This is a genomic window from Parabacteroides sp. AF14-59 (assembly GCF_003479515.1).
In the GTDB taxonomy this organism is placed as follows: domain Bacteria; phylum Bacteroidota; class Bacteroidia; order Bacteroidales; family Tannerellaceae; genus Parabacteroides; species Parabacteroides faecis.
On the sequence record NZ_QUHH01000005.1, the window covers coordinates 103,027 to 121,872 of the forward strand.

Annotated in this window: 14 protein-coding genes; 1 reads left to right on the forward strand and 13 read right to left on the reverse strand. The window is 36.7% G+C overall.

The window, feature by feature from the left end; genetic code table 11:
• Window positions 1-25: 25 nt before the first annotated feature.
• The 12 genes from DWW23_RS07630 to DWW23_RS07685 are packed head-to-tail and all read right to left on the reverse strand — an operon-like array spanning window position 26 to window position 13,655.
• The gene (locus DWW23_RS07630; RefSeq protein ID WP_122352687.1) at window positions 26-1,147 is read right to left on the reverse strand and encodes a glycosyltransferase; all 1,122 of its coding nucleotides are present in this window, start codon (window positions 1,145-1,147) and stop codon (window positions 26-28) included.
• Window positions 1,144-2,589 (reverse strand): lipopolysaccharide biosynthesis protein, encoded by a 1,446-nt coding sequence (locus DWW23_RS07635; protein ID WP_122352688.1) that lies wholly within the window; start codon window positions 2,587-2,589, stop codon window positions 1,144-1,146. Before DWW23_RS07635 ends, DWW23_RS07630 begins: the two co-directional genes overlap by 4 nt.
• A 5-nt stretch (window positions 2,590-2,594) precedes the next feature.
• Complete coding sequence (locus DWW23_RS07640; RefSeq protein ID WP_187576573.1) at window positions 2,595-3,527, reverse strand: glycosyltransferase; 933 nt, start codon at window positions 3,525-3,527, stop codon at window positions 2,595-2,597.
• Between the two features lie 22 nt (window positions 3,528-3,549).
• The gene (locus tag DWW23_RS07645; RefSeq protein ID WP_122352690.1) at window positions 3,550-4,695 is read right to left on the reverse strand and encodes a sugar-transfer associated ATP-grasp domain-containing protein; all 1,146 of its coding nucleotides are present in this window, start codon (window positions 4,693-4,695) and stop codon (window positions 3,550-3,552) included.
• Complete coding sequence (locus tag DWW23_RS07650) at window positions 4,695-5,324, reverse strand: DapH/DapD/GlmU-related protein (protein ID WP_122352691.1); 630 nt, start codon at window positions 5,322-5,324, stop codon at window positions 4,695-4,697. Before DWW23_RS07650 ends, DWW23_RS07645 begins: the two co-directional genes overlap by 1 nt.
• Window positions 5,325-5,328: 4 nt before the next feature.
• Window positions 5,329-6,447 carry a glycosyltransferase family 1 protein gene (locus tag DWW23_RS07655; protein ID WP_122352692.1) on the reverse strand — a complete coding sequence of 373 codons (1,119 nt, stop codon included), beginning with the start codon at window positions 6,445-6,447 and terminating at the stop codon, window positions 5,329-5,331.
• On the reverse strand, window positions 6,431-7,660 hold the full coding sequence (locus DWW23_RS07660; RefSeq protein ID WP_122352693.1) for a glycosyltransferase family 2 protein: 1,230 nt from the start codon (window positions 7,658-7,660) through the stop codon (window positions 6,431-6,433). The genes DWW23_RS07655 and DWW23_RS07660 overlap by 17 nt, the downstream gene beginning before the upstream one ends.
• A gap of 11 nt (window positions 7,661-7,671) precedes the next feature.
• The gene (locus DWW23_RS07665; protein ID WP_122352694.1) at window positions 7,672-9,123 is read right to left on the reverse strand and encodes an O-antigen ligase; all 1,452 of its coding nucleotides are present in this window, start codon (window positions 9,121-9,123) and stop codon (window positions 7,672-7,674) included.
• 1 nt (window position 9,124) lies between these two features.
• Window positions 9,125-11,284: a hypothetical protein gene (locus tag DWW23_RS07670; RefSeq protein ID WP_122352695.1), complete on the reverse strand. Its 2,160-nt coding sequence runs from the start codon at window positions 11,282-11,284 to the stop codon at window positions 9,125-9,127.
• A gap of 3 nt (window positions 11,285-11,287) precedes the next feature.
• Complete coding sequence (locus DWW23_RS07675) at window positions 11,288-12,073, reverse strand: TolC family protein (protein ID WP_122352858.1); 786 nt, start codon at window positions 12,071-12,073, stop codon at window positions 11,288-11,290.
• 13 nt (window positions 12,074-12,086) lie between these two features.
• Window positions 12,087-13,256 carry a sugar transferase gene (locus DWW23_RS07680; RefSeq protein WP_316251393.1) on the reverse strand — a complete coding sequence of 390 codons (1,170 nt, stop codon included), beginning with the start codon at window positions 13,254-13,256 and terminating at the stop codon, window positions 12,087-12,089.
• Between the two features lie 33 nt (window positions 13,257-13,289).
• Entirely contained in the window at window positions 13,290-13,655 is a 366-nt protein-coding gene (locus DWW23_RS07685; protein ID WP_122352696.1) for a PleD family two-component system response regulator, read from the reverse strand.
• A 193-nt stretch (window positions 13,656-13,848) separates the two neighbouring features.
• Between DWW23_RS07685 and DWW23_RS07690 the strand changes: the two genes are divergently transcribed.
• The gene (locus tag DWW23_RS07690) at window positions 13,849-16,317 is read left to right on the forward strand and encodes an alpha-L-arabinofuranosidase C-terminal domain-containing protein (RefSeq protein WP_122352697.1); all 2,469 of its coding nucleotides are present in this window, start codon (window positions 13,849-13,851) and stop codon (window positions 16,315-16,317) included.
• A gap of 160 nt (window positions 16,318-16,477) precedes the next feature.
• Here DWW23_RS07690 and DWW23_RS07695 read toward each other — a convergent pair whose 3' ends face one another.
• Window positions 16,478-18,826, reverse strand: coding sequence for a family 20 glycosylhydrolase (locus tag DWW23_RS07695; protein WP_122352698.1), 2,349 nt, complete (start codon window positions 18,824-18,826; stop codon window positions 16,478-16,480).
• Between the last annotated feature and the right edge of the window lie 20 nt (window positions 18,827-18,846).

The following is an 18,846-nucleotide window of genomic DNA, read 5'->3' on the forward strand; positions in this document are numbered from 1 at the left end:
TTTATTATGTGGTGAATGAATAATATTAACGTGTTGTTTGTACTGTTGTAATAACTTTTTTCATTTGCTCTTCCCAGGAGAGAGACTGTATGGAATTTCGTATATCTATGGGAGAAATATTTAATTTTCTATGAAAATCAATGATTAAATTGATATCAATAGGACTTTCATCTGCCGGAACTTTTAAGATATAGGGTTTGTTTTCAAAATCACTATCTTGTTCCGAGTAGATAAAAGATAATCCACGAGCAGCATATTCCCGGTTTTTTAATGTTTTTATGTTCGTTATACCACTGCGGTGACGGGCAAGGCTACCGATTGCCATGTCAGATTGTTCGAAAAGCAGATCTAACTCTTCACCATGTTTTGCCCCGTGAAGAATTATATATGACTCTAAATGGTGAGTGCTGATTAAGGGTAATATATCATTACGCTCCCTTTCCCCAAAGAAATCGCCAACAATATGGAAAAATACTTTATAGTCTGGATTTCCCTTATAGTAATTAACGAGACCTTGTACGAGACGGTCGAATCCGTGCCAGTAATGTATTTCCGCTACTCCGATCAAATGAAGTTCATGGGATGTGCCGTTGATATTTTGCTTCAGTTTTATTTTATCGAAATCTATACCATTGGATATTTGAATTGTAGGGGTTCCAAAAATAGATTTATAATCAGAAAAAGTAATAATACGATATAAAGATTTAGCTAAGGTTTTTCTAAAACATTTGTCTATAAACAATATTATCTTTCCGTAAATACTGGAATATTCATTATCGTATGGATAAGTAGGTATTTCCATTACAACACAAATATTGGCTTTACGCATTTTTTTTACCATGTTAATAGTAAAAGGGTTGGCATTATGATCTGAGCGGATATATACAAAATGAATTCCTTCTCGAATCGCATAATCTGCAATAGAATTGAATTCAATTCGTTTTAAAATTTTACTACTGAATCCATGTCCATAATCACTCAATATATTATTATCAATCATCCGGTATTTGTTTCCATCAGATTCTGATAAGTAACAGGTACATACATCTAAATTACATTTTTTTAAAGCATCTACCTGATAACATATTTTTTTACTGATGCCATTTGTTTCACTGAAACCATGGTATATGAGGAATAATACTTTCATTTTTTTATTTTGGATTTGATGAAGTTAATAATATTATATTCTCCTCTTATTTGCACATATGCAACATAAATTATAATGAATACACTGCCTTTTAATAGCAGAGTGGCGTATATAGAGCTTTTATCTGATAGGTAATAGGTCGGTAGTAAGCAAACGATTAATATGCCTGTTAGTAGAATAGGAGATAAAAACTGTTTCCAGAATTTCCAGAGACTTTGCTTAAAAGTGATCTTATACATCCAGATATAGCATTGTATAAAATTGATTGTAAATGTGATACATATACACCATGCAACGGCCTCTAAAGTCTTGAAGAAAAATATACCGGTCAATATACCGATAACGTTGAGCAGGGTGGAGAATACACCACATATAAATAAACTTTTGGTATCATTGGCCGCTTGAAAAATAGACCCGGAGGTCGATAAAATGATCTGTATGCCGACTGATATGGATAGGATTTGAAATATAGGAACAGAAGGCATCCATTGTTCTCCAAAAATGATCAATATGATCTCTTTGGAACAAAACCATAATAATACCGATAAAGGTAATCCAATAAATGCGAGAAAACGAATTACTTTATTGTATGAATTTGATAGTTTTGTCAAATCATTCTGAAAGTCAGAAAATATAGGATGCATTACAGGTGAAATAACATGCGTAATGTTCTGAAGAGGTAACATCATCAGCCGATATGATTTTTCATAGTATCCTAATGCAACCATATCCATATATTTTCCGATCAATAGTTTATCCAGATTGCGACTGAAATAATTGATCACGTTAAACATGAATTGGTAGGCAGAGAAACTAAGAATCTTTTTCATGGATTGTATGCCCCATGTTTGAGCTAATTCTTGTGGTTTTTTCCGGAAAGAAATGATAAATAACAATATACTTGACAATATAGGGTTGATGATCAATGCATATAATCCGGCTCCCAAGATAGCTGCTGTAATGGCCATAACACCTCCGGATATTTGGATTGTTAAACTTCGGTATGCAATGAATTTAAACTCTTTTTCTTTAAACAATAGTGCATTGGGTACAATATTGGCTGATGCGAAGAATAGATTTAATGATAGTAGTTGGCATATCGTTAACAATGTACCGTTCTTGTAGAAATGAGAGATGGGCCATGAACATAAAAAAAACAGGATGGATATACTGATACCTAACCAGATTGTGAAAGTAAAGATATTACTGAGGTCCTTTTGGGATAATTCCTTATTCTGTATGATTGCCGGTGCTATTCCGAGATCGCTGAATATGCTGAAGAAAGAAATGATCACAGTTGCAATCGCTACTATCCCGAACTCCTCTGGCTCTATAAGACGAGCTAATATCCCTGCAACCACCAGGGATACTATTATTCCCGAATATTTGGCTATCGCGGTATAAAAAACACCGGATAAAAGTTCTTTTTTAGTAGAAGACATATGATTTATTTTTTGAAAAATGATTTAAACAATAAAATCACCAGATTTTTCCCAGAGACATACTTTGTGTAATCTTTAATACAACGTTTAGTTATATATAAACGATCCTTAAATGAGATTTTATAAGATAGCCATACTGCAGCATTGAGCATTTTAAACAGATGCTTATTGATTATCTCCTGCGCTTCTACATGATTGGATGTATAAAGTAATAACTTATCAGTAATGATGAAATAACTATCCATGTTTCTCAATGAGAATTTACTCGTCATAATTGAATCGTGGCGAAGTCTTCTCTTGAAAAAGTCCTCATGTATGCACATTACCCTTTCTGCCTGCAGATATAATAAGGTCGTAAATAACTGGTCTTCATGAATAATACCAGGTAGAAATCGAAGATTTATACTTTTTAGAAATTCTGTATTTATAATATTCAAACATGCAGACGGAGTATATGTTCCACTCTCTGTTAAAATACTGAATATTTGTATACCCTTGTATATTATATCCGAATTCGTACAACCTTTATGTTGATAATTGATGTTGAAGTCAAATTCTGTATCTTGATTTAAAATGTCTGCATCAAAAAAAATAAAATCTAATGAATTTTCTTCACATTTGAGTAAGCATGATTCTAATGTTTCCGGTTCGAGATAATCATCGCTGTCCATGAAATATAAGTACTTCCCCTTTGCAAAGTCAATACCTACATTACGGCTGGCAGATAAACCTCGATTTTCTTGGTTATAAACTTGTATGCGATAATCTTCTTTAGATAAATCCTGGATTATAGACAGACTGTTATCTGTTGAACCATCATTAATAATAATAATTTCTATATTCTTTAATGTTTGGCTCATTATAGATCTCACAGCCTCTTCTACATATTTTTCTGTATTGTAGACAGGAATTATAACACTTGCTTTGGGAGATTTCATGATCATATGTTTATCGTAGATTTTATAAATCTTTCAATCCATAACTTTTTGAGAACCAAAAATCATTAGGGTTATTGATATTGAATTCTTTTCTGACGCCTCCAAAATGATCTTGTATGATTTCTATCCCTGGTCCATTATTCCCCTCAATGAGAACCGGACCTGACTCAGAATATGCAATATCCCACCCAATGTATTTTATAGGAGAATATTTTAATGCAACATCTTTTGCAAATTTTATAATTTCATTCCAAAATGGAATTTTGTAGTTGCTAAATAAAAATAGGGTATCTGGATGTTTTATATATGTTTTTCGATCGTCGGCAATTGCTTCATCCCCTAATAATCCTGATTCTGAATTTATTTTAATGTAGATACCTCCTGAACTGGCATTATCAATCTGCATGCCTCCACAGCCCATACGTAAAAGAGAAAAAATAATTTTAGGCTCTTTGCCTTGATTATATTCTGTTATTATACGAAATGTATTTATAGCGTATGGATATATTTTGTTTATATCCATATGTTGATTTACCCCTTCTTGAACAATATAATTGTTTTTTGCTATTTCTGATATGTAATTTTCATCTAAAGGTGTATTGCTACTACTATCTAAAAAAATGTTGTTATTTTTGTTGAAAACTTTAATGCCTTTTCCCCCAACACCAAATGTAGGTTTTACAAATATTTTATTTGCATTTGATTTTTGGATTAGGTTATAGCATTTTGTTGTGTTTATGAAATCTAACGAACTGGATAATATTGTGTTGTTTTCAGTGAAAAATAATGTGTTGGGTTGTGATATTTTTAATCCTACATTTACAATATGCATAAGTTTTTTATCCTCACATAAAATATTTCTATCTTTAAATGATTTAGGAAATAGTAAATAATATGCAAAGAAATCAGGTATGTAGTCTTTCATTTCTTCGATACTTAAAGTACAATCTTTTTTGTATAAATTGTATCTGAAATATTGAAAAGGATAGACGTTCCAATATTTTTTTAGTATTCTCATTTCATTCTTAATGGTATTTGCACTTTTTTTTTCTTCGCATGACATATACATATCTAAATATTTCGTATAGTAGTTGCGATAATAATCTCGGTGCGATTTTTCTGAATTCACTTTTATAAAGTAATACAGATATTCTTTGATGCTTTTCATCACTTTTCAGTATTAATCCATTTATTTAATTGAGAATCAAAATGCTTTATAACTTTAGCCGGATTACCGACAGCAACCGAATAATCAGGAATATTTTTTGTTACAACACTACCTGCTCCTATTTGACATCTTTTTCCTATATGTACTCCTGCTACTATAACAGAGTTTGCTCCTATATGAGAATCATCTTCGATGATAACATCTTTTTTTACCAAAGGCTGCTCATTAGAATCATGATTGCCGTCTTCATATCCATGATTAAAACCGGAAATGAATACATGTTGTCCCAGACCTACCTTATTTCCTAACTTAACAGGACCAATTACAACTGATCCTATGCCTATTCTTGCATTATTACCAATGATGACATCGCCAGCACCATTGTTAATGGTGGTGAAATCTTCTATTAGTGTATTAGTTCCTACTGTGAACTGATTCCAGGGAAAGACATCGATCCTTGATTTGCTTTTCCGAATGGTTGCTCCTTTTCCTTTCTTATGAAAAAAGGGATTTACAAACCACTTTACCCAGAATCTGGGTTTAGGATTTTTGGGGGATGATATTAAAAATAAAACGAAATGCTTTAATGTCTCATTTTGTTTTATCTTTTGTTTAAGGCTATTATTCATGGTGTTATTTTAAAATATTCCGATAGATTTCCAATAATGACAAAGCCGTATTTTCCCAGGAAAATTTGTTTACTCGTTGTAATCCGTATTCGACCTGCCGGATGTAGTAGGAATGATCATTTTCCAGTTGAAGTAATTTAATAGTAATATCTTCTTCATTGAATGGATCAGCCTGTATGCCTTCTTCTCCCGCAATTTCCGGCATCGCGGATGTGTTTCCAGTAATCACGGGTGTTCCACATGCCATAGCTTCAAGCATGGGAATGCCGAAACTTTCTCTGAGTGAAGTATATAGAAATGCATATGCTCCGTTATATAGGTACGCCAGATCTTTATTGGGAATATATCCCGGATAGTATAGATAAGGTTTGATATCTTCTATCCCTTGTTCTTTCAATATAATATCCAATTTATCTTCTTTTAAATCAGCGATCAAGAGAGGACGTTTTTTTTCCGATCTCTTTAAATACAGGCTATAGGCTTTTAATGTGCGTGGAACATTCTTTTTAGGATCTGTATTTCCAAGAAAAAAGAGATATTCGTTCCCTTTTATATATTTTCCTGTAACGGACGACACATCGGATATTGGGCGGAAGTGTCGGCTATATCCGTTATATATCGATGTTATTTGGCTATCGGGTAGAAGCAATGCGCTTTGAATGCGGTTACGTTCAAAATTAGAAACTGTAATAATCTTCTTGCATTTAGGTAAAATGCGAGGAACGACTAACCGGCGGTAATACCACCCCATATTTTGATAGAATGATTTGTTGCCGCTTTGCCGTGGTTCCAGAAAGATGATATCGTGCAATGTGAGTATCAATGGAACCGGGCAATAGATAGGAGCCGTGTTACTTGTACAATGCAGTAAATCTGCTTTTATTTTTGCTACCGCACGAGGTAAAGCCACCTGTTCCCAAAGAGGATATGTGGGGTAGTTTACCTCTATAATATGCATGTTGGGAGTTTCCTCCAGACAGCGGTCTTCTCCAGGACTTACAAAAATATAATACTCATTTTCTTTGTCTACTTTTTGTAATTCCCGTATGCTTTCTAAGGCAACAAAGTCCATCCCATGTTTGTTTGGACGAAATATGCGTTGTGCTTCAATGGCTATTTTCATATCTAACAGTGTGTTTTGTATGAATAAAATGTTTATTACCTCCCCTTAATCGAAAAAGATTGAGAAACATTAAAAAAAACAATACCGGCAAACTGATAATCGCCTTTTTGAATTGTTTGTCTACTAAATAATCAGGAACAGCCAAGCTGAAAGTTATACCAATAAAAAGTAATAACCCCCACCATTTAATTGATAGAAATATATTGATAACACTTAAGAAACAGGCGATAAGGATAACAAAACCTAATAGTAGGATGCGGGGAGGCATCATCCATTGGAATAGTTTATCACAGTAATCCCATTTCCCTCTTAATATAGCCCCCGGTAATTGGGACATTCCTGAAAACAAATTATAAAATTGGGTAGCTAACCACCGACGCCGTTGATTATAGAATTCCTTTTTACCTCTCACTTTTTCATCAAAAGTATATACATCTTCCAGATACTCTATATATATATTTTGTAAGAGTAATTTACGCTCCATATGTTTATCTTCACCTACCTTATCAATACCCTGGATTAGGTTTTTGAATAAGGTGTATTCGAAAGCCATACCGGATCCGCTTAATCCGGAAGAAAAACCGAGACGTGTATGTCCTTTTCTAAAGATAGAATTATTGATTTCTTCGCTGACAGCATCAAGGACTGCTGTATTTGTATCCCGGTTTTTGGCAACTCGGTGTGTCTGTATAGCTAAACATCCGGAATAAAAAGCATCATTGATTTTGTCTAAGAAGTCAGGTTTTACAATATTATCAGCATCAAGGACTACAACCATATCAAATGATAGTTTTTCTTGTTCAATATATTCAATGGCTTTTTCCAAAGCATAGATTTTGGTATTTATCGGATCCGATATTTGAGTGACTTTAGCAGTTATTTCTTTTAATTTAAGAATTGTTTTTTCCTGCATCTGATCTGAAACAACAATAACATCATATAATTCTCTGGGATAATCTTGTCTGAGAAATGATTGAACAGAATCAATGATTACTTCATCTTCCATATAAGCAGGAAACAATATAGCATATCGGCATTGTTTATTAGCTTTAGGGTAAGTATAAGGAGCTTTCTTTTTTGAATAAGCAGCAAATATGAATAGATATAAAACCGCTATCAGAAAAAGTAAAAAAAGGATGGCATCGATAAGCAGGAATATATATTCTTGTTTATCTATCCAATTGTTCTTTATATTAAATAATAATTCTATCATATTTCTATCAACTAAAGGTTTGTATAATTACTAAGTTCTTTGTCAAAATACTTTCCATTTAAAATAAAACTCATACCCATGAAAGCAATGACCATTGTTGGAAATTGTCCCCAAAATGAGTTTCCATATGCGCTCATAAACATACCAAATATGGCACATAGCCAGCCTGTTAATATCCCTTTAAGTTCCGGATCATGTATATTGAACATTAAAATCCATGATCCACGGCCTATAGTAATAAGAACCATTCCCATATATATGATCAAACCGATTATTCCTGTTTCAACCCATATCTTAACATACCAGGAGTCTGTAGGTATAGAAGTCGTAAAGCGTTTGGATAGTTTTACCCCCAAACCATCACCGGATAATCCCAGGCCCTCTCCAAATGGTTTATATTTTAGATATTCCTTTAATTTCCTTTGGTTTTCTTTACGGACGATGTATGAAGCATCTTCACTTGGTTTAAACGCTGTTCTCATTCTTCTGATCGATGAATTACTTTGTCCGATCATCGTAAAAGCGAAAAATACATAAACTAGGGCTAAAGAGATGCTTCCTAGTATTATTGATCGCGTTTGTTTGCTCACAACAGTATAGAGTGCTATTCCAGCCAAAGGGACAATTATGGCTCCCCGGGTGCCGGAAAGCATCATAGTATATAAAGAGACAATAGCAACAATTACATAGTAAATCTTGAGTGTTCTATTTCTTATATATAAAGATGCTATACCTAAAACAATACCTGCACCTCCCATATTTGATCCCATATTACTGGCATCCGTGAAAAATGAAAAATAGCGTATTCCGGAATGTATTAAATGAGTGGTTGCACCTCCGTTATTGAGCCATCGGGTTTCAAAAGTATCAAAGCCTACATATTTTTGCATAAAAGTTTTCAGTATCGCTAATACTGTGAAAAGTGAATAAGTGAATAAGATGGCTTTCAATATTTTGTATTTGGTGCATAATAAAGAGGTTATAACTGTGATGATTAATCCGTTAATAATTAATCCTCTGGATAAAATCCAACCATCCAATAGCGCACTTGGATTCATAATTTCCAAAATACAATAGGATGCCCATAGCAATGAAAATGCACTTAATAGGTGAAAACATCTTTTCCATTCGATATTGTGATAGAGTGCGCTTTGTATAATAATCAGTATGAGGGTCAAAACATATAATATATCCATAATTATACTTATTCCTTCTATCGGTATATAACGAGTGATCCCAAGTATGAAATAATTGATAGTAAAGATGATGAATAGCATTAATTGAGGATATCTCAAAATTAAAATTCCTCCGGTACATATAAAAGGAAATGTTATAATTACTGCAAACAGAGGTATGTTCATGGATAATAAAGCCATAAGAATACCAACTAACCCTACCAATATTAAAAGATAGAGAAGTTTAACGGAACGAGTTTCGCCAGGTATGTAATTACTGTTATCCATGTTATTCTCCAATTGCAGAGTTTTTTGCTGTTAATCCCATATAAATAATACGGTTTGAAAGTGAACGAATAGAGGTTTCCGGGGGTAATTGACCGGTAAAGTCTTCTACAGCTTCACGTGAAGCATTATTCAAATAGAGATATAATGGTTTGTCCTGAGCCATATCATGTAGATATTTCACAAACTCTTCATCACTGTTTTTCCATACTCTGCGAGCATTGGCAATTAAGAGATTAACATCTGCTTTGTTTAACAGATTAACCGGTAGGCTATTATCTTTAATTGCAGGGTATTCTAATAAGATTATGTCCGGATGGTCGTTATCTTTTATGTAAGAATCGATTTCTCCTGAAGATAAATATGTTGCGTCAATCGGAAAATCTATTCCTGCAACCAAGTGCTTGACATTGAATCCAATTTCCTTCCAATATTCTGTTATATACTGGCAGACGAAACTTTTACCTTCTTTTCTATCTATACTTAATATATTGATATGGAACGTATGACCTTTTTTCATATATTGCATCAGTCGGTTACAAGTATAGGCAGCTGAAATTCTGTTGCATGCTTTTATGAATCCTCTGTATTTTAATTGTTGATTGCCTGTAAATGCTCCTAAAACGATCATTTTGGTAAGTCTTCGGGCACGTTCTGCATCCCGTAAAGTTCTGTCTAATAATTCGACTATCAAATTAAGACCAATAATGAATATTATGCTTCCGGCAAATGCAGCAATGATCAGTAGCATTCGTTTGCTTTTATCACTAAACAAAGGGAATGCAGGCTCCGAGATGGTATTTAATGTTGCAGTGGTAAGCTGCAGGTTCTTTTGTTTCATCTTTGCCATATTCAGAGCATGTAACACTTGCAAATAAGATTCTTCGGTAACATGGATTTCACGTTCTTGCCTGTTGATTTGTGTTCCGACAGGAGAATATGTTTTATATTGTTCCGCAAATTCTTTTTTTCTTTGATCCAATATTTTTAATTCAGCTTTGGCTTTTATGTTGATGATCGTTTGTGAGAGCCATTCGTTGACTAAACCGTCAATTGAAAGACCTTCTTTACTTTCTTTGTAGTTATTTATTTGTTCTGTTAATGTTGCAACTTTTTTCTCGGCATTTTTTAATTCTTCTTTGTATTTCAATAGTTCCAGATCATCGTTTTGGGCTTCTTCCGTAGTGAAAATTTCAATTTCGGTGATTTTACCGTTTATTTTTGAAATATCTTCTAATGCTTTGATAAATTCATCATTTGCTTTTACCAGTTTGATACGGATTTTCATATATTCTTCAAGACCTTCTATTAACTGTGAAGAACTATTTATCCTGCGGATAACTTCTTCGTGTCTATTTTCAAAATCAGCAAATGAACCGGCAATTGCTTTTGTTTGTTCCTGATAATTGATTACGCTATTTTGAATGTTATAATCTGTTAGTTCGTTTTCAAGTTTATTCAATTGCTCGCGCAGCCTTTTTTGCTCATTCTCATAGTATTTTACGATGTCATCAGCTGTTTTATATTTCAGTTGATTATATGAAATACGTAATTCCTCACTGATCAGTTTTACGGTTGTTAATGTGATTCCCGGGTCTGTAGAGGTATAAGCAATATCGATTAAGTCACTGTTACCTAAACGTTTTACAATGATTTGGGATAATGATCCGTAGCTATAGTACGGGGCGAACCCATTAAATAATCTGTATAAGAAATTATGCGTATCGCCTTGTTTATATTTTTCAAGATTGTTTACTGTTTTCTCAAATGAATCTTTGTCGACCAGGTTCAGGACTTCCTTGGGCACAAGTGTAATCAAGTTTTGGTAGTTTTTAGCTGATATATATTTATTATCGATATTAGCATCCCCGTTAATCAGGTTGGTAGCCAGTAATTTCATAGATACAGTTTCTAAAGTACCTTTTGATTTGGTTAGATTTACCAGATTATCGAACGTATTGTTCACACTCATCCAATCCGGTTTACTTTCGCTTTCTAATCCTGTATTTGATGTAATACCTGTATATATAGATGTATTTACAGTATATTTCTTTTGCATAAATTGCGTAAAGTAGGCAACTAATGCTGTCACGACAAGTGAACCCAGTATTAGTTGGTAACGGATACGATGTAGAAAACGGGATATATAGAGTGTGATATCCATAAGTTATCTATTTATGATCTTTACGTTTGTAAGCATTTCTAACAGAGTGACTGCATTATGCAAGGTAGTTCGTCCTTCCTGATAAAGAATAATAGCATTTGTTCGTCTTCCTTTTTCTATAGAAAGTTCGCCTATTCCAATTTTCCCATTGATGAAGTCTTGCTCGGATATTTTCATTTGAGCGCTATATAGTGCAGCTGCGTCAGACTTCGCTTTTAAAGTTGCTAAAGATTGTAGAACATCATTGTATGCTTCTAATATCTTCAACTTTCGTTCCTCGATCGACATTTCATATTCATAATCCAGTTGACGAAAATGTGCTTTTTTTGCTCTTATCTTTTGCTTACGACTAAATAGATCGCCAAAAGGAACTGAAACGGAGAAACCTGCGCTGTATGTACTTTGATTGCTGCCCAGACTGGTCGTGAACATAGGATCGTCCACTGTTTCTGTTGATGATAATTGGACAATTCTTCCATATTGGTATTGTCCATATATTCTGAAATAGTCCAGCCATTCCCTTCTTGATATTTTCATCTCAGCGTTGGCTTCTTCTCGTTTTGCTTCATAAATTTTAATAGAAGGATGATCGTAAACAGATTGTAAAAAGACAGAAAGAGGAGGTAACTGAATCCGTTCATAATCGTCCAGCATTGCTTGTATGGAGTCGTTGTTAACCATAGTAGTGACTTCTACCGTAGTTGCCTTATTAAAATAGTTGCTTTTATTTTTCTGGCAGAAACAGTAGGAAGTATTTATCAGTAATAATATAATGAAAATGTTTTTCATTAGCTTTGAATCTCTATACATCTTCCTTTTGAATGAATGCCGTAAATGTTTTGATAATGATCATCATATCCATACGGAAAGAAAATTCTTTCGCATACTTGATATCCAGAAGCTTTCGTTCTTCAGCGGACATTTTTCCTGCACCTCCGCGTTTTTCTACCTGCCATAAGCCGGTCAGGCCGGCAGGAGCCATAAAGCGGTTTACATATTCGTCGCTCGTGAGTAATTCGGCTTCGTATAAAGGAAGCGGTCGGTTTCCTACAACTGACATGTCGCCCTTTAAAATGTTGAATAGCTGCGGGAGTTCGTCTATGCTATATTTTCTGATGAAATGTCCCACACGGGTGATTCGCGGATCGTTTTCCAGCTTGAAAAAAGCGTTCGAACGCTCTGTGCGTTTGGTTTTCAGATAATCGTTTTCGGATGTACTTAGATTATCTGAGAATAAAAGTATATCCTGTTCAATATTGCCGGAAGTGGCCTGCAGAGGATCCTCTGCAGCGGACGAAGAGTCAAACAACTCTTCGTCCGCTATTTTTTTAGTGTATTGATTCAGTTTCTGATACTCTGCAAGTCTTTTGTCTGCATCCGCATACATGGAGCGGAACTTATAAAAATCGAAAATTTTATAATTACTGCCTACACGTTTCGACTTGTATACAACTTTTCCTCTACTTTCAAAAAGTATCGCTAATGCCGTTGTTATAAGTATGGGTGACAAACAAAGGATCGCTGATCCGGCAGCCAGAATATCGAATGAACGTTTCCATACCGGCAAATGAAATTCAGCCAGAGATGAAATTGGGTTATCTTTTCTGGATTTCTCTTTTTCTTTGAAATCGATGACGACGGACAACAACTTTTGCATGTCTTCTTTTGAGGTCTTTTTTGAGATCATGCAATCGATACCCGCTCTCAGATAAGGTATTTTCTCTTCTTTACGTAATGGCTCGCTTATTAAAATGATATAGAGAGCCGGATACATTTTATGAAGCTGGGTGATGGTCGGTATATCCGTTAATATATCCTGTCTTTCCACAAATACGCAAAAATCAACCTCATTGATAAGGGTGAGATTTGATTTTAACTGTTGGAAAGTGAGACATTCGGAAATCTTGCATTGCAGAGTTTCTCGTAGGTGAGTTGCTAAAGGAATATTATTCCCCCAAAAGATATATTCCATACTAATGTCGTTTTTACCCTGGTGTTTAAGTACTTATCTCAAGAGTCTCTTAACCCTGACTCTCAGTTCTTCAGGATTAAAAGGTTTCAGAATGAAATCTTCTGCTCCTTCTTCAAAAAGACGGATTCTGTTAGCGCTACTTTCAACGCTAGAGAGGATCAGTACCGGAATGTGATTGAAAAGTTCGTTTGCCTTTAAATAGCACAAAAATTCTTCTCCGCTCATCTCAGGCATATTCAAATCGGATATAACTCCGTCAGGAATATTACCTTCATTAAGCCATGCTATAGCTTTTATCGGATTTTCTTTATATGTGACTTCATACAATGAAGACAAATACAGCATTATAATCTTTGCTATTTCCGGCTTATCATCAACCAATAAAATTGACTGTTTCATGTTTTTTCTTATACTAGTGCTTTTTTTGTATGCTTCAATGCACAAAATTAAAATAATTATTTAATAAAGAGTATAAAAATCAAAGGTTTTTAATGTGGAATAGTCTTTTTCTCAAAGAATGATATATGTGGAAATTATTCTTTAAGTTTGCAAGGCGAAATGTAGTCATTATTTTGAATTGATAAACAAAGAAATGAATATACCTTTTAAAGCATTAAATATAAGCGCTATACTTGTTTTGTTGTTGTCCGGATGCCAGCCGGAAATGCCTGTTACGTCATCGATAGTGATTGATATGGACGGTTTTTCTGTTCCTGTGAATAAAAAATTGTATGGAGTAACAATAGAAGAGATAAATCATGCTATCGACGGTGGATTGTATGCGGAGATGATACAAAATCGTAGCTTTGAAGAGGGAGTGCCTCCTTTGAACTGTCCGTATGATGCAAAACGAAATGTTTTAAGTACTCCGAACGGATGGACAATTCCTTTTATTCGTTCCGATTCATTGCCCGGATGGCGAAAAATCTCATCCAATACCAGTATGTGGCCTGATGGACAGGAATTGATTAATGATAAGAATAAGCGATCTTTGCTGGTCTCTGTTGCTGTCTCCTCGGAGTCGGGACGAGGAGGAGTCGCTGCAACGGGTTATAATGGACTTTCCATACGTAAGGGAGAAAAATATGAGTTGTCTTTATTCCTGAAAGGCGGTTCGATGATTCCTAAAAAAGTAAGTATATTTATCGGAGATTCCGTGATAGGGGCACCGTTAAGTGATATTTTTAATGTGTCTCCGATATATGAATGGAGAAAATATAAACACACGTTCACGGCTTCGGAAAACACCGATAATGCCGTTTTAGCAATTACAGCCGATACTTCCATTGTATTCTGGATGGATATGGTTTCTTTATTTCCTCAAAAAACATGGAAAGACAGACCTAATGGTTTGCGTCCTGATCTGATGGAGATGATCTCTGCGCTCAATCCTCAGTTCATTCGTTTTCCGGGAGGCAGTTTTGTTGAAGGATATACAGCCGGGACATATCCGGTCTGGCATGAAACGATAGGTGATATCTCTACGCGTAGGAATTTCTGGAATATTTGGGCCTATGGTTCGACGAATGGGATGGGATATCATGAATATCTGCAGATGTGTGAAGATTTGAATGCAGAACCGCTCTATGTGATAAACAGTGGGGTTACCAGTCAGAGCAGACGTCCGCGTTATGAGGATATTACGGCAATGAATAAGTTAGTACAAGATGCATTGGATGCCATCGCTTATGCCAATCAACCGGCAGATTCGACATTTGGTGCGATGCGTGCAAAGAATGGGCATCCGGCACCTTTTGATCTGAAATACATAGAGGTCGGTAGTGAAAACTATGGACAGGAATATTCCAAACGTTTTGATCTGTTTAAAAAAGCAATCAATGAAGCTTATCCTGAAATTACTGTGATCAAAAGTTCTTTTATTTCAGGGAAAAACAGAACAGAGTGGACGGATTACCATTTCTATTCCGGTGAGGACTTTCTGATCGCGAATCATAACAGGTATGAAACCGGACAATATCTGAGAAGATTCCCTGCTGTATTCATCGGAGAATTCAGTATGGGAGATGCTTCTTTGCAGGGAACGTTACGGGCTGCAATAGGAGAGGCTTGCTTTCTGCTGGGGGTAGAGAACAGTCCGGAGGTTGTAAAACATCTGGCTTATGCACCTGTATTGGGAAATGTGAATTATGACTTCCAGAGGTATCCGGCTGTTTCATTTAATAATAACAGTGCTATAGGGTCGCCTTCTTATTATATGCTGAAGATGTTTTCGGATAATCGGGGTGATGATCTGTTGAAAACGGAAATTAATACGTACAATAAGCCACAGGTGACGTTCGGATATACCGGAATCGATTTGTTTGATAATAGTTATGACTTTGATGATGTGAGGATCGATGGAAAACCGGTAACGGAAGCTATGGTCCGGACCGGTGGCTGGAAAGTGAATAACGGAACTTTAACACCTGATGCCAACCGTTGGAACTATGTTCTGATGGGGGATTCTACAGCCCATGATTATACTTTCTCTATGAAGCTAAGAAGGAATAAAGGGAGCGGACCGGTTCAGCTACGTGTGCGGGATAATGGAAAGAATGGAGAAGCGAATGACCATATTGCCGTTTCCATCACTCCGGGTTCCTGTGAGTTCTACCGCTCATCGGGTGCTGTTAAAGATACGTTGCGCTCTCCTAAAGCATATTCTTTTGAGAGTAATCGCTGGTATGATGTGAAAGTCGTTTGTAAAGATGAAACAGTTAGCTGTTATGTGGATGGTGTGTTGTTGCATGAGGTTGTATTGCCTCCTCTGCCTTCACTTGTATCCGTAGCGACTTTGGATAAAGAGACTGATACGATCATACTGAAAGTGGTCAATACGACACAGCATGAAGAAAAAACAGAGTTGAATATAAAAGGTACCGGTGTTAAGAATGATGCTGAGATCCTTCAGTTAGCGGGAGATCCTTCGGCTCGTAATACATTTAAAGATCCTACAAGGATTATCCCGGTATCGAAAAATGTATCTTTCTCATTAGGGGGACCGATGGTTTATTCCTTTCCGCCTAATTCGATCACGATAATGAAGCTGAAGATTGATTAAAAATAGGCCTCTCGAGTCCTCGGATGGTTGAAAAACGTTTAAAGTCGACTCCCGAGACTTCGGAAAGTCACTTTCACCATTAAAAAATGCTTCCCGAGATCTCGGAAAGCATTTTTCAACGTTTGACCGGGGTTTTCGAGACCCCGGAAGATATTTTCAATTAATGAACCAGCATTTCCGGAGTGATGCGAGTGAATTTCTCTGCATCGGCTTTACGTAATTTTACGCTACCGTCATTCCAGTTAGAAGGCCATCCGCCGATGATATGTCCAAGGAATACAACCTTGATCTCGTGTAAACCGGCTGCTAAAGCAACAGATGTGTCGTGACGGGAGAAGCGTTTTACTTCACCGCCGTTGTTGATAAGCAGTTTGCCGTCGATCCAGACTTCTTCATTGTCTGAAGAAATATAATAAACGCCATCTTCCGGAATATTTACATAACCGGTAGCAACGGCAGCATACTGTTTTACACCTCTCATCGACTCGCTACTCTTAACGACACTGGTAAGTTCACGAAGATCTTTCATTGTAGACTTCTTCCATTCCTTCACATCAGCCAGTTTCGATGATTCAAGGAACATGCCGTCAGTAACCTGCATTTCCAGTCCCGGAGTTGTTTTAGCAACTTCTTTGGCCGGAGCCAATGCCTGTTTTTCTACGGTGATCGTACGAGTCTTGCTCATTTTACCGGAAGGCAAAACAGAGCGGATCTTCAATATACCTGATTCGGTGAATTCGATAGGAGCTGAGTAGACCGTAGATTCTGCAGTCGGTTCTGTTCCGTCGATCGTATATACCACTTTGACAGGGCGTGTAGTCTTAAATTCAAGAGAAGCCTTATCTGTGAATGCAACAAAGTTAGAAGAACCGTTCGGTTGTTCCGGTTGCGGGATCTGGTAGTTGATGTTGTGTTCATCCAGACGAACCAGTGCATTGTCCAGTCTACGTTCAAAATCTTTGTAATCTTTGCGATTCAGCGGACTCCATCCGATTTCGGATAAAGCAAGCATACGAGGATACATACGGTATTCCATCAAGTCTGTATTATACATGTATTCAGACCAGTTATTACACTGAACACCTTTGATATGTTGTGCTTTACCTGTTGCGACCAGTGTATCGGGAACCGGATTGTAGTTATATACTTTCTCGATTGTGGCATATCCGCCGATAGTAACCGGCTCGATCTTGGAATCTCCCTGGTATTGGTCGAGATACATACCGGCACTTCCCGGAGTCATGATCACATCATGTCCCATGTTAGCTGCAGCGATACCTCCGGCTTCACCACGCCATGACATGACAGTTGCAGAAGGAGCGAGTCCGCCTTCCAGGATCTCATCCCAGCCAATGATTTTTTTGCCATGTTTTTCGGCCAGATATTTTTCCATCCGTTGTACGAAATAGCTTTGCAGACGCTCTTCTGCGCTATGTTCTTTAGTCCCTTTCAGACCTTCTTCCTGGATCCTTTTCTGACAAAGCGGACATTCTTTCCAGCTGATCTTCGGGCATTCATCACCACCGATATGGAAGTATTCGCTGGGGAACATCGGAGCGATCTCATCGATCACATCTTCCAGGAACTTGAATGGTTCTTCTTTGCCTGCACACATAACGATGTCTTCAACGCCCCAGATGATACGGGGAGTACCTTGTTCGCCTTTGCAGGATAATTCGGGATAAGCAGCGATAGCGGCCATTTCGTGTCCCGGGAGTTCCAGTTCAGGAATAACGGTGATAAAGCGGTCTGCGGCATATTTTACAACATCCTTAATCTCTTCCTGTGTATAGAAACCACCGTATTCGGTTCCTTCACCTTCGATACGTTTTGCACCGATCTCTGTCAGCTTCGGATATTTCTTGATTTCGACACGCCAGCCCTGATCGTCGGTCAAATGCCAGTGCATTGTATTTACTTTGAATAAAGACAAAACATCGATTTGTTTCTTTACGTTCTCGACAGGGATAAAATGACGGCAAGGATCCAGCATGAAACCACGATAAGCGAAGCGCGGTTCGTCTTTTACCGTTACGCATGGAGTTGTCCATGCGATACCGTTTACAACAGCCGGACTTTCGATCTCTGCAGGCAATAACTGCATGAAAGTCTGCATACCATAGAATAAGCCTTGAGGAGTTTTGGCTTTTACGGTTACGCCGTTGGTGGTAACGTCCAGTGTGTAGCCTTCGTTATTTACGTCTAACGCATCGTCGAGTACGAGCGAGATTCCGTTAGAAACAGCCTGGTCTCCGACAGTGGTCTTATAACCTGTTGCCTGGTTGATCTTTGAAGCAAAATACTCGGCAATGACTTTTGCCTCCGGGGTGGAAGCCTGGAAAGCCATATTCTTACCTACTTTAAAGACCCCTTCATTCTGGGTCAGACTTACAGGCGTCGGAATAACATTGATACCCTGATTGTAAGGCATCTGCTTAGTTGGCCCTTCACTGCATGACGCAAGTATACAAAGTGCTGCGCCGGCACACATTGAAATGAGCTTCTTCATGTTCAAGAATAAGTTTATTG